Annotated in this window: 16 protein-coding genes; 3 read left to right on the forward strand and 13 right to left on the reverse strand. The window is 41.6% G+C overall.

Annotated elements, in window-relative coordinates; genetic code table 11:
• Positions 1–204: 204 nt before the first annotated feature.
• The 5 genes from NDQ71_RS11905 to NDQ71_RS11925 form a co-directional block, all read right to left on the reverse strand.
• Positions 205–885 carry a flagellar brake protein gene (locus NDQ71_RS11905; RefSeq protein ID WP_192541291.1) on the reverse strand — a complete coding sequence of 227 codons (681 nt, stop codon included), beginning with the start codon at positions 883–885 and terminating at the stop codon, positions 205–207.
• A gap of 71 nt (positions 886–956) precedes the next feature.
• Positions 957–2,408 carry a TrkH family potassium uptake protein gene (locus NDQ71_RS11910; RefSeq protein WP_192541290.1) on the reverse strand — a complete coding sequence of 484 codons (1,452 nt, stop codon included), beginning with the start codon at positions 2,406–2,408 and terminating at the stop codon, positions 957–959.
• A 51-nt stretch (positions 2,409–2,459) separates the two neighbouring features.
• Positions 2,460–3,074 carry a YigZ family protein gene (locus NDQ71_RS11915; protein ID WP_064668269.1) on the reverse strand — a complete coding sequence of 205 codons (615 nt, stop codon included), beginning with the start codon at positions 3,072–3,074 and terminating at the stop codon, positions 2,460–2,462.
• Positions 3,075–3,135: 61 nt separating this feature from the next.
• Entirely contained in the window at positions 3,136–4,458 is a 1,323-nt protein-coding gene (pepQ, locus tag NDQ71_RS11920; RefSeq protein ID WP_192541289.1) for a Xaa-Pro dipeptidase, read from the reverse strand.
• An 88-nt stretch (positions 4,459–4,546) separates the two neighbouring features.
• Positions 4,547–6,433, reverse strand: coding sequence for a transglycosylase SLT domain-containing protein (locus tag NDQ71_RS11925; RefSeq protein WP_283709764.1), 1,887 nt, complete (start codon positions 6,431–6,433; stop codon positions 4,547–4,549).
• 194 nt (positions 6,434–6,627) lie between these two features.
• Between NDQ71_RS11925 and fadB the strand changes: the two genes are divergently transcribed.
• From fadB to tusA, 3 genes are all read left to right on the forward strand, one after another.
• Complete coding sequence (gene fadB / locus NDQ71_RS11930; RefSeq protein WP_283709763.1) at positions 6,628–8,787, forward strand: fatty acid oxidation complex subunit alpha FadB; 2,160 nt, start codon at positions 6,628–6,630, stop codon at positions 8,785–8,787.
• A gap of 4 nt (positions 8,788–8,791) precedes the next feature.
• A complete protein-coding gene (fadA, locus tag NDQ71_RS11935; protein WP_283709762.1) occupies positions 8,792–9,961 on the forward strand; it encodes an acetyl-CoA C-acyltransferase FadA in 1,170 nt (389 codons plus the stop codon).
• Between the two features lie 200 nt (positions 9,962–10,161).
• Positions 10,162–10,401, forward strand: coding sequence for a sulfurtransferase TusA (tusA, locus tag NDQ71_RS11940; RefSeq protein ID WP_192541285.1), 240 nt, complete (start codon positions 10,162–10,164; stop codon positions 10,399–10,401).
• 48 nt (positions 10,402–10,449) lie between these two features.
• Here tusA and NDQ71_RS11945 read toward each other — a convergent pair whose 3' ends face one another.
• The 8 genes from NDQ71_RS11945 to dnaA form a co-directional block, all read right to left on the reverse strand.
• Positions 10,450–11,850 carry an IS4 family transposase gene (locus NDQ71_RS11945; RefSeq protein ID WP_301561664.1) on the reverse strand — a complete coding sequence of 467 codons (1,401 nt, stop codon included), beginning with the start codon at positions 11,848–11,850 and terminating at the stop codon, positions 10,450–10,452.
• 86 nt (positions 11,851–11,936) lie between these two features.
• Entirely contained in the window at positions 11,937–12,386 is a 450-nt protein-coding gene (locus NDQ71_RS11950; RefSeq protein WP_192541284.1) for a hypothetical protein, read from the reverse strand.
• A 59-nt stretch (positions 12,387–12,445) separates the two neighbouring features.
• Positions 12,446–14,515 (reverse strand): glycine--tRNA ligase subunit beta, encoded by a 2,070-nt coding sequence (glyS, locus tag NDQ71_RS11955; protein ID WP_192541283.1) that lies wholly within the window; start codon positions 14,513–14,515, stop codon positions 12,446–12,448.
• A 2-nt stretch (positions 14,516–14,517) separates the two neighbouring features.
• Positions 14,518–15,420 carry a glycine--tRNA ligase subunit alpha gene (gene glyQ, locus NDQ71_RS11960; protein ID WP_064668260.1) on the reverse strand — a complete coding sequence of 301 codons (903 nt, stop codon included), beginning with the start codon at positions 15,418–15,420 and terminating at the stop codon, positions 14,518–14,520.
• A 143-nt stretch (positions 15,421–15,563) separates the two neighbouring features.
• Entirely contained in the window at positions 15,564–17,990 is a 2,427-nt protein-coding gene (gene gyrB / locus NDQ71_RS11965; RefSeq protein WP_192541282.1) for a DNA topoisomerase (ATP-hydrolyzing) subunit B, read from the reverse strand.
• A gap of 12 nt (positions 17,991–18,002) precedes the next feature.
• Positions 18,003–19,097 carry a DNA replication/repair protein RecF gene (gene recF / locus NDQ71_RS11970; RefSeq protein WP_064668258.1) on the reverse strand — a complete coding sequence of 365 codons (1,095 nt, stop codon included), beginning with the start codon at positions 19,095–19,097 and terminating at the stop codon, positions 18,003–18,005.
• Between the two features lie 6 nt (positions 19,098–19,103).
• Positions 19,104–20,207, reverse strand: a complete 1,104-nt coding sequence (dnaN, locus tag NDQ71_RS11975) for a DNA polymerase III subunit beta (RefSeq protein WP_064668257.1) — start codon at positions 20,205–20,207, stop codon at positions 19,104–19,106.
• 13 nt (positions 20,208–20,220) lie between these two features.
• Positions 20,221–21,618, reverse strand: a complete 1,398-nt coding sequence (gene dnaA / locus NDQ71_RS11980) for a chromosomal replication initiator protein DnaA (RefSeq protein WP_192541281.1) — start codon at positions 21,616–21,618, stop codon at positions 20,221–20,223.
• Positions 21,619–21,791: the final 173 nt, after the last annotated feature.

Here is a 21,791-nt window from a genome sequence, read left to right on the forward strand (position 1 = left end):
AGACGCAAATTTAATAAAGTTCACTTTAATACGCGCAAGCGGAATGATAGCCGGCAGGATTAATACACTAGGAAATAAATACTGAAATAAAAAACACAAAATAACCCATTGATAAAAAAAGACTATTAAAATAAATTCACAGGGAAATGAGTGGGGTTGCGTGTTATTCGCTATTTTGTTGCAAAATAGCGAATATCTACAGATTTAGACTAGCGTTTCGAGCACCGAGAGGTCAATAAAGTGTTTTTTCATAAAGGCTTTCATTTCGTCTTCGCTGGCAGTTAATTGAATTCCAAACTGCGCGCCAGCGGCTCGGCTTTTAATGCTGCATATTTGTCCGCTGAACTCAGTGATGCCTTTATCTTTTTCATCGAGCACAATATTACACTGGGTATTTTTTAATTCACTCAGATCATCCAGGCCTTTTATATCAAACATCACCCCTGTTACGGAGATATCTTTAATAACGCCATGTAGTTCACGTTCGTCACTGAGCTTTAATTTTGCAGGCAATAAAGTGGGGATCCGAGTTTCTGAGCGTAAACTAAATAATTGTACTTGGCTTGGGAAGTTGAGATAAATAAGCCGTGCGGGGTGTGATGATACCGACATAACGTGCTGTCGAAATGCGATAACTTGCCCACCGCCACTTTCAAGTACGGCTCTAACAATCACTACCACACCATCTTTAAGGTACTCAGTGGCATTACTTAAACGCTTTGCCGTTGGGTAATTTAAAATAACAAAGCGGTCATGCAGTAAGCCAACAAACTCCGTTTTAATTCGCTTGCTGGTTGTTGGCGTTAATATTTCAACATCAACGATACTACCAGCAGTGATCAGTGCAAGATTTTCTAAATTTAATTGGTGTCTTGTTTTTGGCATTTACCTTTCCAACTACAAATAATTAATTAAGAACACATAACAAGCTTTACAACGCCATGGCTAACTCTTTATTAGCCACGCCAGAATGTCGGTGTAAACAACACTAACAAGGTAAATATTTCTAACCGCCCAAACACCATAGCAATGGCTAATAACCATTTAGCGCCATCACTAATTGCACCATAGTGTGCAGCAACATCACCTAAGCCAGGGCCTAAATTATTTAAACAGGCGGCGGTGGCAGAAAATGCCGTTATGTTATCCATCCCCGTGCCCATTAATGCTAGCATGATGATCACAAACACCAAGGCATAGGCAGAGAAAAAGCCCCAAACAGCTTCAACAACTTTATCTGGTAACGCCTTACGTCCCAGTTTTATAGAGTAAATAGCACGAGGGTGGACAAGCCGGTTAAGCTCACGCACCCCTTGCAGGTAAAGCAAAAATACCCGCACTACTTTCATACCTCCACCAGTGGAGCCCGCACAGCCGCCTATAAAGCTAGAAAATATCAACAGTATTGGCAGGAACAACGGCCAAGCTGAAAAGTTATCAGTAGCGAAGCCTGCGGTGGTGCTAATTGATACAGCCTGAAACAGTGCCTGATCAAGCGTTTCGTCGCCATTGGCATAAATATTATTCGATGACAGTACCGCAAAGCACACCACAACTAGCACCAGTTGAATAAGCAAAAACACTTTAAACTCAGGGTCACGTATGTACACTCTGAGATTTCGACTAGAAACGGCCGCATAATGCAAGGTGAAATTAGCGGCAGCGATAATCAAAAAAATCACGCAAATAAAGTTAATTAATGGACTGTCAAAGTGCCCCATAGAGGCATCGTATGTGGAGAATCCACCAATCGCGACTGTGGAAAATGAATGACAAATTGCATCAAACCAGTCCATTCCAGCCGCCCAATATGCCAACGCACAAGCAATGGTGAGTGACACATAAATATACCAAAGGTGTTTAGCGGTATCGGCAATACGTGGCGTCACTTTCGAGTCTTTTATCGGACCTGGAATTTCAGCGCGATATAACTGCATACCACCGACCCCAAGCATTGGTAAAATCGCAACCGCTAGCACGATTATCCCCATACCGCCAAACCATTGCAGTTGCTGGCGATAAAACAATACCGACTTTGGCAAGTATTCTATTCCGGTGAGCACTGTGGCTCCCGTTGTGGTTAAGCCAGAGAAGGCCTCAAATACCGCATCAGCTAAAGATAAGTTAGGTTCTTGTAGGAAAATCAAAGGCAGCGATGCGAACGCCCCTAGTACCAACCAAAATAACACCACGATTAAAAAGCCTTCTCGCGCTTTTAAGTCGCCATGCTCTTGTCGATTCGGGTAATACGCAGCTAAGCCAATAATCACGCTAAAGATAAACGCCAATACAAAAGGGACACCGCCACCATCTTTATAAATTAGCGATACAATTGCCGGCGGCACCATAGTAATACTAAACAGGACAACCAATTGGCCGAGAATTTTAATGATGGTACGAAATTGCATGTAGCTATCGCTTTTATTATTAGTTAATCGTTCTGATGGATTGTTATTGTCTTACTGTTTAATACTTAACTCAACCGCGCCATGACTCAAATCAAAAATATCTTTAATCGCTTGTGCAGCTTGGCGGCTATCAATAGTGATAATCCATTCAATATTAGCAGTAAATTGCTTTTCTATATTAAGAACTTGAAATTGTGTTTTTAATAACTGCTCGATTGCCCCTTGAGCACTGTAATCACTATAGCCAATCAACTCAACACTCGGTACCTTTACTGTCGTTGTTAACTGCGCCAAAGCATTATTCAACGATCCACCGTATGCTCTAACGAGGCCGCCAGTGCCCAGCTTTATGCCGCCAAAGTAACGAGTTACGACTGCAGTCACTTCGCCGAGCCCAGAGCCTATCAACACATTGAGCATAGGTTTGCCAGCAGTACCATTGGGTTCGCCATCATCAGAAAAGCCATAAACATGACTGCCACCTGGATTACCTGCGACATGTGCCCAGCAATTATGACGCGCATCACTGTATTTATTTTCAATTTCGCGAATAAACGCTTTTGCTGATGCTAGATCAGGCGTGTGTGCAATATGCACAATAAAAGTACTTTTTTTTATCTCTTCTTGATAAAAAACAGGAGCTGCGGGGTAATTATATTCAGGCATTATTTTATGTACTTATACAAAAATGGGGCCGATAGGCCCCAATTCTAACCCTGACAAACGATTAATCTAATGCTAGATCGCGAGTCATATTTTCAAGGTTGTCTTCGTGAACGATGATGTTATCTTCGATTCGAATCCCACCAAATGGCTTAAACGCCTCAACTTTATCCCAGTTAACAAACTGCTTATGGTCGGTTTGCGCTAGGTCACCTAACAGTGAATCGATAAAGTATAAACCAGGCTCAATTGTAAACACTTGGTTTTTCTCAATTAAGCGAGTACAGCGTAAGAACGGGTGTCCTTCTGGCGGTGCTTGATGAGTGCCCTTCTCGTCAGCCATAAAACCACCCATATCATGAACCTGTAGCCCTAAGTGGTGACCAAGACCATGTGGGAAGAAGGTTGAAGTAATACCACGTTCAACAATTTCCGCCGCTGGTAGCTTAACAATATTAAAATCACTGAGTACTTGTGCAACACGTTGATGGCAATCTAAATGCAATTCGCCGTATAGCATACCGGGCTTTAATGCTTGACCCAAAGCGATTTGATGCTGTGTCATAGCTGCAATTAATTCAGCAAACTCACCAGATTTTTTAAAATCATAAGTACGCGTAATATCGGCAGCGTAGCCATTAAAATTGGCACCCGCATCAATTAAAAATGAATGATGTGTATGCGGAGCTTGCGGCTCAAAATGAGTGTAATGCAAAATCGCGCAATTTTCGTTAAGTGCCACGATATTGCCGTATGGCATTTCATTTTCACTTTGGCGTGTCGCAATTAAGTAGGCTTGCTGAATATCAAACTCAGAGCCACCATTAAAAAACGTATCGCGTGCAGCTTTATGGCCATCTACGGCAATACGGTTTGCTTGGCGTAAACATTCAAGCTCGTATTGCGTTTTATAGGCACGGTGGTAATTAAAAAAGTTTAATACCGGCTCAGGGTTCATCACGCTAAAACCAAGTGCTTGGGCTACTTCTAGATACTCACCAATATACGCATAATTTGCTTTATCGTAAGGTAACAGCTGTTCAACTTGATCAGGCTTTAATAATAATTCGATATCAAAATAATCAGCCCAAAAATCGCGAGGTTCATCTGGTACTTTATGCCAAAAATCAACCGGGCGATAAAAAATAAGCTTTGGTTTATCACTGCCATTAATAACAATCCAGCAATGTGGATTATCAATGACCGGTAACCAAGCTTTAAAATGCGGGTTAACTTTAAACGGATAATACATATCGTCTAAAAACTGGCGTTTAGCTTGTCCAGAATGGATCACTAAACCCTCTAATCCTTCACGCTCAATAATAGTACGAGTACGCTGCTGCAGTGTTGCAATATGTTCGGCGTATAAAACGGCTAATTTATCCATAGAAAACCCATCTGTTAAATTTAACTTATTTCAAGTCTAACATAGACCCTGTTTAACCCCAATGCAGATGCGCTAAAGCACTTGTGCCTTAGCCGCCCATCTTCATATCCAATATTGGTGCCAATATGTTTCCTTCGCGTCCTAAACGCGTGTGATAAACTTGACGATAAGCATAAACATTTTTTACATACTCTCGCGTTTCACGATACGGAATAAGTTCTATCCATAATTCAGCCGGTATAGCCTCATCAGGTAGCCACTTCTTGATTCGATGATAACCCGCGTTATACGAAGCCGTTGCCAGAATTTCATTACCGTGATTTTTCTTTTTTAAATACTCTAAATACTCAGTGCCTAAGCGTATATTCGTTTTCGGCTGATTTAACCGCTTACTAGAGACTGTGCCTTTATTTACATATTTTGCTGTACTTGGCAGTAACTGCATTAATCCACGGGCATTAGCATGGGAGCGCGCATCAGGTGCAAAAGAGCTTTCTCGACGCGAAATAGCAATACTCCACGTTACATCAATGTGATTGCGTTTACTGTAGCGCTCAAATAAATCTTGAAAAGCAAATGGAAATCGCAATTCCACATAGTCCCATGCTTTAATTTGCGCCAAGGTATAAATTGTACTGTCGTACCAATCTAATTCTGCCGCTAGTTTTGATGCGGCTAACTTTTCTTCATCACTCGAGGTACCCGTTAAGTAGTTCCACTCTCTGCGCGCTGAAGTAAAACGCTCAAGTTCATAAAAAGCTTTTGCTCGTTTAAAACCGGGTGCCTGCGCTACGTCAGCCACTAATTTATCACTAACAAGCAATGGCTGGTTATTAAGCTCTACTGGTAAACCCAATCGTGCAGCGGCTAAAAAGCCATAATAATCGCGCTCTTTCGCTACGGTTTGCCAAATTACTTTAGCGCGTTCACTATCGCCACGTTGCTCTAAACTGTAAGCCAACCAATACTGTTGGCCAAGACTTAAGTTTTCTTTGCCAGTAAAAAGCGCAATGATACCTGGCCAGTCTCGGGTTTTCAGCATGTTGCCTAATTGCCATTGCATTAGTTTACGATCTTGACGATCTTTAGGGACTTTACTCAACCAAAAACGCGCCTCGGGGTGGCCACTTGATGCCAGCGCTAAAGCAAAGGTATAATACACATCGGCTTTTTGCTCGTCTGAATAATCAAACATTTTATCTAGCTTTTCCCATGCTTTAAGCGCTAAGGTTTTATCTCGCCAAATTAATCGCTGAATACCGTAATGGGCAATTTCACCTTCTTTCGCTGTTTTATTTTTATAGCGGTACATGCCCGCAGCGGCACTCGGATCGCTACGTACTTTGCGATAAAAATCAGCTAAGTATTGCTCATTTTTCGGTAATAAGGTTTTTAGGTATGGCAGTAAACTTTGTGAGCCCCCTTGCGCAGACAAAGTAATACGCTGCCATATTAGCGCTTGGCTCATATAACCTTTTTTACGCCAGGTATTAAATAGTGGGTCACATTCTTCTGGTTGTGACTTACCAACAGCCCACAAATCAGTCACTTGATTCATAATCGCTTTTTCAGGCGCTCCTAGATCAAGCTGATATTGCAAAAAAGTACAGGTCAATTCACTGTTTGAGGTTTCGCGGTAATTATTAATAAAAGCCGCTTTGCGATTTTGCTTTTGTAAATTCAGCAACCAGGCTTTACGCACTGGCCATTCCAAGGGCGTATTTTCATAAATAGTTAAATAACGCTCAATTTCAGATTGGTGTTCAATATCTGGATGGCGTTGCCAATATGCTTTTTCAACATAAGGCTTTAATGGGTGTTCGAGTTGCTCAACAGCTTCCTTAAACTCTTGATAGCTTCCATATCTAGCTGTTTTCTCCGCATCTAAAAATGCGTCATGTTCTGTATTAGCCTCGGCAGAAAATAAAGGAAATAATAATGCAGCTGCCGCAAAGCTTAAAAATTGTTTTTTCATGATGACCTTAAATATTCAAAGGTAAATAAAAGACAAACACTTCTCCTACACCTTAGCACCAAACAAGCTATATTTTAACCAGTAGAAAGCTTGGTGGGTAAATTTTTCGTTGCATTTTTAATTTAAAGCAAGCACACTGATTGAAATGCAAACTCATCGTACCAGTCTTAGTTCACACACTAGGGAGAATAATAATGTTATATAAAAGCGATTCCTTTGAAGTTGCTTTCATCAAGGATAATATCGCCGAGTTCAAGTTTTGTGTTGCAGGTTCTGTAAACACTTTGTCTCAGCAAACCTTGAAAGATTGCGCATCTGCATTAAAAGAATTAGCAGCAAATACTGATATCAAAGGCATGATTTTTACCAGTGATAAAGACCACTTTATTATTGGTGCCGATATTTTCGAGTTTTTACCTACCTTTACTAAACCAGAAGCTGAATTAGTTACCTGGATCAAAGATGCTACTGATGTTTTTGATGCATTAGAAGATTTACCTTTCCCAACTCTAAGCGCTATAAACGGCTTAGCACTTGGTGGTGGGTGTGAGTGGGTACTTGCTACCGATTATCGCGTTGCAAGCTCTAACGCTAAAATTGGTCTTCCAGAAGTGAAACTAGGCATAATGCCTGGATTTGGTGGCACAGTTCGTTTACCACGCATCGTTGGTGCCGATAATGCCATGCTTTGGATCACTTCAGGTGCTGAAAACCGCGCTGAAGATGCCCTTAAAGTAGGTGCAGTTGATGCAGTAGTTAGTGCTGACAAACTTTTAGAGTCAGGTATTTCAACGCTTGAATTAGCAATTGCTGGCAAACTGGATTGGCAAGCAAAACGCAACGTTAAGCTGCAACCGCTTAAATTAAACCGCGTTGAGCAAGGTATGAGCTTTGCAATGGCTGAAGGCATGGTAATGGGTAAAACCAAAGGCCATTACCCTGCTCCAGTTATGGCTGTACGCACCATTAAAGCAGCCGCTAACAGTGAGCGCGCTGAAGCAATGGCAATCGAAAATGCCAACTTTGCTAAGCTTGCTCGCACCCCAGAAGCGGCCGCACAAACGGGTATATTCCTTGCTGATCAGTTCATCAAAGGTAAAGCACGTAAGCAAGCTAAAGGCAGTGATGTAACAATTAATCAAGCAGCTGTACTTGGCGCAGGTATCATGGGCGGCGGTATCGCTTACCAATCTGCGTATAAAGGCACGCCTATTATCATGAAAGACATCCAACAAGATGCGCTTGATTTAGGTATGGGTGAAGCCTCTAAGCTGCTTGGTCAAAAAGTACAACGTGGCCATATGGCTATGGAAAAAATGGTTGCGACTTTAGGCAAAATTAAACCTACCCTTAACGATAGCGACTTACAAAGTGCTGATATTATCGTTGAAGCGGTTGTTGAAAACCCGAAAGTTAAGCAATCAGTGTTAGCACAGCTAGAAAAAGACATGCCAGCAGGCACTATTTTAACCTCTAACACTTCTACTATTCGTATTGACGAGTTAGCAACAGCTCTTGAAAAGCCAGAAAATTTCTGTGGTATGCACTTCTTTAACCCAGTGCCAAAAATGCCATTAGTTGAAATTATCCGCGGCGAGAAAACGTCTGAAAAAACCATTAATGCAGTTGTTGATTACGCCTTAAAGCTAGGTAAATCACCAATTGTAGTTAACGACTGCCCTGGCTTCTTTGTAAACCGCGTTTTATTCCCATACTTTGCAGGCTTTAGTAAATTAGTTGTTGAAGGCGCTGATTTTGCCAAAGTAGATAAAGTGATGGAGAACGTATTTGGCTGGCCAATGGGTCCAGCTTACCTACTTGATGTTGTCGGTATTGATACAGCTTACCATTGTACTGGTGTAATGGCAGATGGTTTCCCTGAGCGTATGTCTCGTGCAGAGAAAGATCCTGTGACTGTTTTTGCTAACGAAAAACGTTTTGGTCAAAAGAACAAAGCAGGTTTCTATCAATATGCGCCTGACAGACGTGGTCGCTTGAAAAAAGCCCAAGACCCGCAAGCAGTTGAATTACTTAGCTCAATCACAGATGCTCCAAAAGAGTTTGATAAGCAAGAAATTATCGACCGCTGTATGGTACCAATGATCAACGAAGTACTGCTTTGCTTGCAAGAGAACATTGTAGCTTCTCCACAAGAAGCTGATATGGCCCTTATTTACGGTATTGGTTTCCCTCCATTTAGAGGCGGCGCGTTCCGTTACTTAGATCAAACAGGACTGGCTAATTTTGTTGCTACGGCAGACAAATACGCTCACCTTGGTGCGATTTACCAAGTATCAGAACAAACTCGTAAATGGGCTGAAGAAGGCCGTGTTTTCTATAAGGTGGAAGGATAAGACCATGAATATTCCAGTAATTGTAGATTGTATCCGTACGCCAATGGGCCGTTCAAAAAACGGTGTATTTAAAAATAAGCGTGCTGAAGATTTAAGTGCTCACTTAATGAAGGGCCTACTTGATCGCAACCCAGCGGTTGATCCAGCATCGATTGACGACATCTATTGGGGTTGTGTACAGCAAACATTAGAGCAAGGTTTTAACGTTGCTCGTAATGCCGCATTACTTGCTGGCATTCCACACACAGTGCCTGCGGTAACCGTTAACCGTTTATGTGGTTCATCAATGCAAGCATTGCATGACGCAGCTCGCGCAATTATGACCGGCGCCGGTGATACTTACCTAATTGGTGGTGTTGAGCACATGGGCCACGTGCCAATGACTCACGGTAATGATTTTCATCCAGGCCTGGCAACGTCGATTGCCCAAGCATCTGGCTCTATGGGTTTAACTGCTGAGTACCTTGCTACTATTCACGGCATTAGCCGTCAGCAGCAAGATGAATTTGCTTACCGCTCGCATCAGCGTGCTCATGCAGCAACAGTTGAAGGACGTTTCCGCCGTGAAATTCTTGCGATGGAAGGTCATGACGCAGACGGCTCACTGATTTTAGTTGAAGATGACGAAGTAATTCGCCCAGAAACAACCGTAGAAGGCTTATCACAGCTTCGCCCTGTGTTTAATCCGGCATCGGGCTCAGTAACAGCGGGAACATCTTCTGCACTTTCTGACGGCGCATCAGCAATGTTAGTAATGAGCGAAGAAAAAGCTAAAGCATTAGGCTTGCCAATTCGTGCACGTGTTAAAGCAATGGCGGTTGCTGGTTGCGATCCATCAATCATGGGTTACGGCCCAGTACCAGCAAGTAAAAAAGCACTCGCGCAAGCCGGTATCACTATTGATGATATCGACGTTGCTGAGCTTAACGAAGCATTTGCAGCACAATCACTACCAGTATTAAAAGATTTAGGTCTTGCCGATGTAGTTGACGAAAAAGTGAATTTAAACGGCGGCGCTATCGCTCTTGGTCATCCTTTGGGTTGTTCAGGCTCACGTATTAGCACCTCATTAATCCACTTAATGGAAGACAAAAACGCAAAATACGGTTTAGCGACAATGTGTATTGGTTTAGGCCAAGGCATCGCCACCGTTTTTGAACGTGTTCAAGATTAATTAGCTGAAACACGTTAACCATCTCTTGGTATAAAAAGCCGCGTTGATTTACAAATCAACGCGGTTTTTTTATGTGCTTTTTCAAATTACCTTTATGGCCGAATATGCATTCGTGATGTGACTTTATTTATTGCGATTAGGCCGTTAAACTAGCAACCTTAAATTAATCGTTAAGCGCCACTATCTTTAAGGTCACCGCCATGAGTTTTGATAACCCCGATCACCAATTAGACGCCATCGGCCTACGTTGCCCAGAGCCTGTAATGATGATCAGAAGCGCGGTACGCAAAATGGAAAATGGCGAAACCTTATTAATTATCGCCGACGACCCCTCCACCACCCGCGACATCCCCAGCTTCTGCCGGTTTATGGATCACACATTAGTCGCCAAAGAAGTCGATACTGTGCCGTATAGATACTTAGTGAAGAAAGGGTTGTAACAGCTATCAGCTAAACTGAAAGCTGACGGCTTAAAGCCTGTCTCTTGATCACAAGTCGAGTTCCTTCATAAAAGCATAGGACTCGACTAAAAATACCAACTTCACCCAGCCATCCCACATGGCTTTTGTGCCAACACGCCCTGTTCGTTTACTATCGTGCCAACCTCCCAATTTGGCTATCGCATAATATGCCCACTTTAACGACGGGGCTTTCTTCGGCAGTGCAGCCTGCTGATTTGTCGCTTTAAAGAGTAATTTCCAACTTAATGTGTCTAAATAGACTTCGCAGCTGATTTTTTCTGCTTCTTCTCTATTTTGAGCAAGCTCCCTTAATTGCAAAAGTCTGACCGCTATAAATGCCTCTATTACTGCTGCCTTTTTTAAATTATCTAAGTGTTGCATGCGTAACTTTTCAACTTCTGTTCCTTCCGTTTTCCAAATCTTATGGAACTCTTCTATGCGCCACCTTAACTCGTAATAACGCGCTATTTTTCTTGCTTCTACTGCATTTGTAACCGACTCTGTTGTATACAGTAACCACTGTAATTTATTCTTGTTGTCGTTATTTTGTTCCGTGCATACCACGAGGGTCAGCGGGGCTTCTTTTTCACCTTTTGCTCTTTGTGGTTTTTTCAATTTAATCGATGTAAAGCTTACATCTATATGGGCTGTTCGTGCTTTTCTCCCGCCTCTTTGTTGAATATCTATTTCATACTGACCTGCGGGAGTGAGTGTCGGTAAAATATCTTCTAATTTATGATATTCACCTACAAGACGACGATTGTCTTTTGCTCTGACAATAAAGCGGTGTTCATTTTGTATTTGGTAATCAAGGTATTCATACATGTCCGCTTCGCGGTCACATACGTCTATTACATTACTTAAATCACCAAGGCGCTCTTTAACTTCTTCAACATTATTTTGCCATTTGTAGCTTTCTTTTAGCTCTCTATCACGGCATTGCAGCGTATTTTGTTTACCCGTTTGTTTCTTCTCTCTATACCAGTAATGTTGGTATGCAAGCCCTATTGCTTTTTCTTCATTTGCATCGAGCATCAGTGTTGAGTGAGCGTATAAAGTGCGACCTTTAGAGCTGCGCTTTTCATCAGATGCCGAATTGACCTCACCTAATTCATCACATACTGAATGTTTATAGCTCAGCCCTGTTGTATCTTGAAGAGCAAGCACGAGTGGTCGCTCTTTAACGATGGTGTCAGTATGCGCAAACCCAGCTTGCGCAATGTCATCAGCAGAAATATTATCGTTACGGATAAAGCGATATGCGCCTTCAATACTTGCAGGGTCTGGACAAGATGACATTAAGGACTTACCGGCATTACTTGCCAAAGAAGCGGCTATCTTTACAAGGCGTTTAGTGCGGCGAGGATCGTTAAGCTTAGCTTTACTGAAAATAAGTTGCGCCCATTCGAGAGATTCATTGCTTACCATATTCATGACCTATTTTTTTTGTATATTAGATCATGAATATAAGAAAATAGAAACTTCTGTATAAGAGACAGGCTTAAAGCTTACAGCTATTTTTTAGTTATCGTCACTTTCGGCTCATCGTAATTGCGATAATCGATGCTGACGATGTAGCTGCCTTTTATTGCTGGGGTGAAGCTGAAGTAGTTATAGGTCGTATCACAATCGGCGATAACACTTTGTCCAAGAGTCAACGCTTGGCCAGATGGATCTTGTTCGCTGTATCCACAGTTATAACCTGCGCTCCAATCCATATCGGCAATTTTAAATTCGTATACTTTGCCTGGTGTTGAAAATTTTACGTTCGCTTGATATAGCGCGGGAGCCACTTGGGCAAATTCGTATTGCGTTTCCGCATCCCATAAATTGAAATCACCACGTAAGTACATGCTGCGATCAAGCTCTTGATCTGGCAGTACGTCGCTAATATCTGGTAATTGTATTTGGCTTGAACAAGCACTTAATAGCGCAACCATAGCCACTGTTAATATACGTTTCATCGGTTATCCCTTATACAAAAAAGCCAGCATAGCTGCTGGCTTTTTAAGCTAAGCTGAACTTACTTCTGCAATACAGAAATATCAGCAATATCTAAAAATAAGCCACTTAATTGGCTAAGTAATGCTAAACGGTTTTGCTTCACGGCCTCGTCGTCCGCCATTACCATCACATTATCAAAGAAGTTATCTACACTTTCGCGGATACCTGCTAATTGTGTCAGTGCTTCTTGATAATTACCAGCGGCATAAAGTGGTGCTAACTCGGTAGCAAATTTAGCCACTTGTGATGCTAAGGCTTTTTCAGCATCATCGCTTAGCAAGCTCTGTTCTACAGTGCCTTGACTGGTGATGTCGTTCTTAGCGAGAATGTTGCTTACGCGCTTATTAGCCGCTGCAAGCGCTTCTGCGGCGTCTAATGTGCGGAAGTGACTTACCGCTTTAACACGACGATCAAAATCAACAGGTTTCGTTGGACGACGTGCAAGTACGGCTTGAATAACATCGATTTCGATGCCTTCGTCTTGATACCAAGCGCGGAAGCGACCAAGCATAAATTCAAATACATCCGCAGATACATTTAAGTTAGTTAGCTTATCGCCAAACAAAGTTTGTGACTTGGCAACAAGATCTAAAATATCAAGTGATAGCTCTTTTTCTACCATGATACGCAAAGCACCAATCGCAGCACGACGAAGTGCAAATGGGTCTTTATCACCTTTTGGTGCTTGGCCAATACCAAAAATACCCACCAGTGTGTCAAACTTATCAGCAATTGCGACGGCACAACTGATCACGTTTGTTGGTAAGCTGTCGCCAGCAAAGCGTGGCATGTATTGCTCATTTTGCGCAACCGCAACATCTTCGGCTTCACCATCATGGCGAGCATAATGCATTCCCATTACGCCTTGGATATCGGTAAACTCCATCACCATTTCAGTCATTAAGTCTGTTTTACTCAATAAACCCGCTCGCTCAGCCAGTGCTTTATCGCCACCCAATTGCTCAGCAATGTAACCTGCCAATTCACTGATACGCTCAGACTTATCTTTAAGTGTACCAAGCTGCTTTTGAAACAGTACACTATCAAGTGATTCTAGACGACTTTCTAGGGTTTTCTTTTTATCTGTTTCAAAGAAGAACTGCGCATCCGCTAAACGTGGGCGTACTACTTTTTCGTTACCAGAGATAACCACACTTGGGTTTTTGCTTTCGATATTTGAAACAAATAAAAACTTGTTAAGTAGCTTGCCATCTTGATCAAGTAACGGGAAGTATTTTTGGTCGTCTTTCATGGTGTAGATCAGCGCTTCGGCTGGTACATCTAAAAACGCTTCTTCAAATGTAGCTGTCAATGTGACAGGCCATTCAACCAATGAGGTTACTTCTTCAAGTAAATCTTCATCCATTGCAACTACTGCATTAACTGCTTTTGCCGCGGCTTCAATTTGGCTGCGGATTTGTGCTTTACGCTGCTGGTAATCAGCAACAACGTATGCAGATTTAAGCACCTCAAAAACATCATCAGCATGGTTAATACTAATTTTTTCTGGGTGATGAAAACGATGGCCTTGCAGTTTATTGCTCACTGTTTTACCAAGCACTTCGCCTTCGATTAACTCACTGCCAAACAAAATAGTTGCGGTATGAACTGGACGAATAAACTGTGTTTTATTCGCACCCCAACGCATTGGTTTAGGGATAGGTAATTTCGCAAGCGCTTTATTTACAACGTCATTCATTAATGCCGTTGTTTGTTGCCCTGCTACTTTTGCGATGTGTAACAACCAAGCACCTTTGTCGGTTTCAAGTGTTTGGGCATCCTTAACTTCGATACCACAACCACGTGCCCAACCTATTGCTGCTTTAGTTGGATTACCATCTGCATCAAATGCGGCTTTGGTTGCCGGGCCACGTTTTTCAACTTCTTTATCTTGTTGTTGTGCTTCAAGCGCGGTTACTTGTAAACCTAAACGACGTGGCGATGCATACCAACTCACACCTTGGTGAGCGAGTTCTAAGCTCTCAAGCTCAGCGGTTAAGTTTGCTGCAAATGCTTCAGCAAGTTTACGCAATGATTTTGGTGGCAACTCTTCAGTGCCAATTTCTACTAATAAATTTTGTGCTGACATGCTTACTTATCCTTACACAGCGGGAAACCAAGCGCTTCGCGTTTATCATAATAACTTTGAGCGCACGCTTTAGATAACGCGCGAACACGTAAGATATAACGTTGACGCTCTGTTACTGAAATCGCGTGACGTGCATCTAATAAGTTAAATGCATGTGATGCTTTCATTACTTGCTCATAAGCGGGTAATGGTAGGCTTGCTTCAATTAGCTTTTGGCTTTCGGCTTCACATTTATCAAACTGTGCGAATAAGTCTTCTACATTTGCATGTTCAAAGTTGTAAGTTGATTGCTCAACTTCATTCTGATGGAATACGTCACCGTAAGTAACACGTCCCATTGGACCATCAGCCCAAACTAGATCATAGATACTATCTACGCCTTGAATGTACATAGCTAAACGCTCAAGACCGTATGTGATCTCACCTGTTACTGGCGAACACTCTAAGCCACCGACCTGCTGGAAATAAGTAAACTGAGTTACTTCCATGCCATTTAACCAAATTTCCCAACCTAGTCCCCACGCACCTAATGTAGGTGACTCCCAGTTGTCTTCTACAAAGCGTACTTCGTCAGTTAGGGTATCAATGCCAACAGCGGCTAAAGAGCCTAAATAGAGCTCTTGGATGTTCTCTGGCGATGGTTTTAATACTACTTGGAACTGATAGTAATGTTGCAGGCGATTTGGGTTTTCACCATAACGACCATCAGTAGGACGACGACATGGTTGTACATACGCGCTCGACATCGGCTCAGGGCCAATCGACTTTAAAAATGTTTGTGGGTGGAATGTGCCCGCGCCAACTTCCATATCAAGTGGCTGAATAATGACACAGCCTTGCTGTGCCCAGTAATCCTGTAAAGCCAGGATCAAACCTTGAAAGGTTTTAACGTCATATTTTTGCATATTTGGCTTTTAGTATCTGCTGTGATGTAGCGTGAAAATTACCCTCAGTATACCTTGTGCGTAGTCATGTTTTAAGCAGTTTGTGCAATTGCAGCCAATAAAAAAGGAGCCAATTGGCTCCTTTTCAAAATTATTACTCGCAATTATACGTCTAGGTTAACTACACGTAGTGCGTTAGTTTCGATAAACTCACGACGTGGCTCTACCTGGTCACCCATTAAGGTTGCGAATAATTGGTCTGCACCAACTGCATCTTCAATGGTAACTTGCAACATGCGACGAGCTGATGGATCCATGGTTGTTTCCCACAGCTGATCAGGGTTCATCTCACCAAGTCCTTTATAGCGCTGGATATAGAGTCCACGCTTAGATTCAGCAATTAACCATTCCAATGCATCCACAAAGTTATCAACAGCTAATGTTTTCTCACCACGCTGAATATACGCACCTTCCTCAAGGATATTTGCAATGTTAGTACCCGTCACTGCAATGCGTTTATAGTCACGAGAAGTGATGAAATCATGGCTAAGAACATGTGCTTTATCTACACCGTGTTGGCGAATATTGATCACTGGGTAAAATAAATTACGTTCAGTGTCATGCTCAGTTGCCGCAGCAAAGATTGTTGCATCTTCATCGCGGTCTACTAAATCATCAACAAGCTCTTTAGTCCAAGCGATTACTTTCGCTTCATCAGCAAGGTCAGCTTCATTCAGCTCTGTTTGATAGATTAAACGCTCCATTACCGTATTTGGATATTTACGTTTTAAGCGTTCAATTACTTTAACTGTGTTTTGATAATCGTGAACCACTTTTTCTAATGCTTCACCTTCAAGCGCTGACGCATCGGCACTGGTATAAAGTGCGGCACCGTTTAAGGCTAATGAAGTTAGGTAATCTACTAATGCAGGATCATCTTTGATGTAGCGTTCTTGCTTACCTTTTTTCACTTTATAAAGTGGCGGCTGAGCAATATAAATATAGCCACGTTCAACGATTTCTGGCATTTGGCGATAGAAGAAGGTCAATAGTAGCGTACGAATGTGCGAACCATCGACATCAGCATCGGTCATGATAATGATGCGGTGATAGCGTAACTTTTCAGGGTTATACTCATCACGGCCGATACCACAACCAAGAGCTGTGATTAATGTTGCTACTTCTTGTGAAGACAACATTTTATCAAAACGTGCTTTTTCTACGTTTAGGATTTTACCTTTAAGTGGCAGAATCGCTTGGTTCTTACGGTTACGACCCTGCTTGGCTGATCCGCCAGCAGAGTCCCCTTCCACTATGTATAGTTCTGATTGCGCTGGATCTTTTTCCTGACAATCAGCTAGCTTACCTGGTAAACCGGCTAAGTCCATTGCGCCTTTACGACGTGTCATTTCACGAGCTTTACGAGCCGCTTCACGGGCACGTGCTGCATCAATGATTTTACCTACAACGATTTTCGCATCCATTGGGTTTTCTAATAAAAACTCAGTGAATTTTTCAGCCATTGCTTGCTCTACAGCAGACTTAACTTCGCTAGATACTAACTTGTCTTTTGTTTGTGAAGAGAACTTAGGATCTGGAACTTTAACACTTACAACTGCAGTTAAGCCTTCACGGGCATCATCGCCTGTTGCATTACTGGTTGTTTTAGCTTTTTTGTTAAAGCCTTCTTTTTCCATATAGTTATTTAGCGTACGAGTAAGCGCAGATCTAAAACCGGCTAAGTGAGTACCGCCATCACGTTGTGGAATGTTATTAGTAAAACAATAGATGTTTTCTTGGAATGCGTCGTTCCACTGCATTGATACTTCAACACTAATACCATCTTCTTCACGTTCGTGTGTGAAGTGGAAAACACCTTTATGAACTGGCGTTTTATTACGGTTTAAGTACTCAACGAAGGCACGAATACCCCCTTCATATTTGAAGTGGTCAGTTTTATTTTCTTCGCGTTCATCATTTAAAATGATGCTCACACCTGAATTCAAAAATGATAATTCACGTAAGCGTTTCGCTAAAATATCATAATGAAAATCAAGGTTTGTGAATGTTTCACCGCTTGGCCAAAAACGTAGTTCAGTACCTGTTGTTTCTGATTCACCAATTACAGCTAATGGCGCGTCAGGAACACCCATAGTGTAAAATTGCTCATGCAGCTTGCCTTCACGACGTACTGTAAGCTTTAACTTTTCTGAAAGCGCGTTTACTACTGAAACACCAACACCGTGTAAGCCACCTGATACTTTATAAGAGTTATCATCAAACTTACCACCGGCATGCAGTACCGTCATGATTACTTCAGCAGCTGACACACCTTCTTCTTCATGAATTGAAGTTGGAATACCACGGCCGTTATCTCGAACGGAGACTGAACCATCTAAATGAATAGTAACGTAGATGTCATCACAATGACCTGCTAAAGCTTCATCGATAGAGTTATCAACGACCTCAAACACCATGTGGTGTAAGCCTGTGCCATCATCGGTGTCCCCTATATACATTCCAGGACGCTTTCTTACTGCGTCTAATCCTTTTAGTACTTTAATACTCGACGAATCGTAATTCTCAGACATGGTTAATCCCACTTATCTTGTTATTAGGTTGCCATGTTTCACGTGGAACATTTGTAGTTCTCGTTGCATGGGTTCCACCACAGCAGAAATACTTTCAGATTGAATTGTAGAGATAAATATTTGAGAGCTACAGTGTGACAATAATTGTCCTACTTTCTCTTTCGTATCTTCCCCTAACTCTGAAGGTAGATCATCTATTAGCAATATTGATTGCTTTTCTGTCTCTGACTCAATCAAACTATTTTGCGTTACTTTTAACGCATAAAGCAATAGTTTCAATTGACCACGTGAAAAGGTATTTTCCACACTGTTGCCAGCGACACTAAAACTGAAATCTGCTTTATGTGGGCCTTTATTGGTAAACCCTTGGCGACTATCGCGCTCAAAGCTTTGCTCAAGCGCCTCAGTTAGAGATTCGCTCTCTTTCCAGCCCGCATAAAAACTTATTTCTAAATCGCGTATAAGCGTTAATTCTGCACACATTTTATCAAAAAATTGCTGCTTAAACCTACTTATATACGCAATTCGTAAATTATTTATTTGTTCTGCCAGTCTAACAAATTCTTTATCCCAAAACTTGATTTGGTCAAAATAATTCTTAGGCTTGCTTTTCAGCAATGCATTACGCTGTTTTAAAACTTTATTAAAAGATTGCCATAAGTAAAAAAAATCTTGTTCCACGTGGAACAATCCTAAATCTAAAAACTTACGGCGCTCTTTTGGACCACCAAAAAATAATGAATAACTTTCTGGGGTGATCACTTGTACTGGCATTAACTGTGCAAGTTCAGACACGCGACGACTGGACTTACCCTGTATTTTTAATTCAGTCTCGCCACTTAATGTCTTACTAATACCAATCGGTATCGATAAGTTATAAAGTGACTTGCGACCATGAATGGTAAATTTTTCTTTCTGGTGTTGAATGATACTTTTGTGCTTTGGCGTACGAAAAGACTTGCCATGAGAAAGGTAATAAATAGCCTCTAAAAGGCTGGTTTTGCCACTGCCATTTTCACCATAAATTACATTAATACCATTCACTGGCTCTACAGTGATCGCCTCAATATTACGAAAATTATTGAGGCTCAAATGACTTAAACTCATAGTGCCTTATAAGCGCATTGGCATAACAACATACATGGCTTCTTCATCGCCGGCACCTTCAATCAACGCACTACTGTTAGAATCAGCAAGCGTAAATAAAACGTCTTCTGTTTTTAATGTATTTAATACATCTAAAACATACGATACGTTAAAGCCAATTTCTAAATCATCGCCTTGGTAACTAACTTCAACCACTTCTTCAGCTTGCTCTTGCTCTGGGTTGTTGGCAGTAATTTTTAATAGTCCGTTCGATAAGTTTAAGCGTACACCTCTAAACTTCTCGTTTGATAAAATAGATACACGTTGAAAAGCACTGCGTAACCATTCCCGATTAGCAGTAATCACTTTATCGCCACCACGCGGTAATACTCGGCGGTAATCAGGAAAACGGCCATCGACTAATTTACTAGTAAAAGTAAATTCAGTATCTAAAATACGAATATGATTAGCGCCAAATTGAATGGTTACCAATTCATCATCAGCAACCATCAAGCGCATAATTTCTTGCACGCCTTTACGTGGAATAATTAGCTGACGCTGAGTATTTAATGATTGCGGTAATTGCTTTTGCGCAATCGCTAAACGGTGGCCATCTGTTGCCACTGTTTTAATATCCGCATTATCAACTTCAAACGACATACCATTTAAATAATAACGTACGTCTTGATTAGCCATTGAGAAATGAGTGCTTTCTAATAACTTACGTAGTTCTAAGCGAGTAAGTTGAAACTCAACCTCACCATCCCATTGCTCAAGATTAGGAAAATCTTCAGCAGCAAGTGTGGTTAATGAAAAACGACTTTTACCACTGGTCAATAATAATTGGTGATCTTGACTGCTCAACGTTAAATCTGAACCGTCTGGCAGACTTTTACAAATATCGAGTAATTTTTTAGCTGGCAAAGTCAATTTAGCATCGGCGGTATCATCGCCAACAAAAACCTTTGCGACAAGTTCAATTTCAAGGTCTGTCCCTGTCATTGAAAGTTCACCATTTTCAACCTCTAACAAAACGTTAGATAAAATAGGCAAGGTATGTTTGCGCTCAATTGCACCCGACACTTGCATCAAAGGTTTTAAAAATTGTTCTCTTGATATAGTTATTTGCATAATAAAGTCAGCCCTAAGATGACAATGTTCTTATTAGGTTTTGGTAATCTTCTTTTACTTCGTGACTTTCATCACGTAGTGATTTTATTTTTCTGCACGCATGCAATACCGTAGTATGGTCACGCCCACCAAAGGCATCGCCAATCTCAGGTAAGCTGTGATTAGTGAGTTCTTTAGACAATGCCATAGCTACTTGGCGCGGCCTTGCTATAGAGCGGCTACGGCGCTTTGATAGCAAGTCTGAAACACGAATACGGTAATACTCTGCCACAGTACGCTGAATGTTATCGATGGTGACCAGCTTATCTTGCAGAGCAAGCAAGTCTCGCAGTGCTTCTTTTACAAAGTCGATCGAAATTGGTCGGCCTGTAAAGTTTGCATTGGCAATCACACGGTTAAGTGCCCCTTCTAACTCACGTACATTTGAGCGTAATTTTTTGGCGATAAAAAAGGCCACTTCATGGGGTAAATTAATTTTACTCTGCTGGGCTTTTTTCATCAAAATAGCCACTCGCGTTTCAAGCTCTGGCGGCTCAATCGCGATGGTTAAACCCCAGCCAAAGCGTGACTTAAGGCGGTCTTCAACCCCTTCAATCTCTTTTGGATAACGGTCTGAGGTTAAAATAATCTGTTGGTTACCTTCAAGTAACGCATTGAAAGTATGAAAGAATTCTTCTTGAGAACGTTCTTTATTAGCAAAGAATTGGATGTCATCAATCATTAATGCGTCAACACTGCGGTAATAACGCTTAAATTCTTCAATGGCATTATTTTGCAATGCTTTCACCATGTCTTGCACAAAACGCTCTGAATGCATGTAAACAATTTTAGCATCTGGCTTATTTGCCATAATACCATTGCCAACCGCATGTAATAAATGCGTTTTACCTAAACCAGTACCACCGTATATAAATACCGGGTTAAAGGCTGCACCTGGATTATCAGCCACTTGAGTTGCGGCGGCTTTAGCCAGTTGGTTAGATTTACCTTCAACAAAACTATCAAAGGTGTAGTTTTCTTTAATGTTTGATTTATAACCAGATTTAGGCGCTGGCTCAACCACAACTTTAGCTGCTTTTGGTTGCTGTTTATTAGAGGCAGACTGGTTTGTAGGCGCTGAAGAAACACTGGCTCCTGTTGGCGCTGCAACTTGTGTATTCAGAATTGGTTTACTACCAACATCAAATCGTAGCTCTGGTGCTTCATCTTTACATATTTCGACGAGTAGCTCGTTAATGCGGTTTAAGTACTTTTCTCTCACCCAATCGAGTACAAAACGATTAGGTGCGTAAATCGTCAGGGTATCTTCGGTACTTTCTGCTTGAAGTGGTCTTACCCACATACTGAACTGCTGCGAAGGCAGTTCATCTTGCAATACATATAAACAACTTTGCCAAACCGACAGATACACAGTTAAACTCCCAAGGATTTAGTATTTATTCCCGTTCATCTTTAATGAAGGAAAATCATACGTTTATTACTATTATTTAGGCAATTTATTAACCCAAGACCGAGTATTATGAAGGCACTTTATCCACAAGTACAAGATTGATTTTTTTGAAAAATATGATCTCGCCATAAAAA

Origin of the sequence: Pseudoalteromonas sp. KG3 (assembly GCF_030436385.1) — a bacterium.
In the GTDB taxonomy this organism is placed as follows: domain Bacteria; phylum Pseudomonadota; class Gammaproteobacteria; order Enterobacterales; family Alteromonadaceae; genus Pseudoalteromonas; species Pseudoalteromonas prydzensis.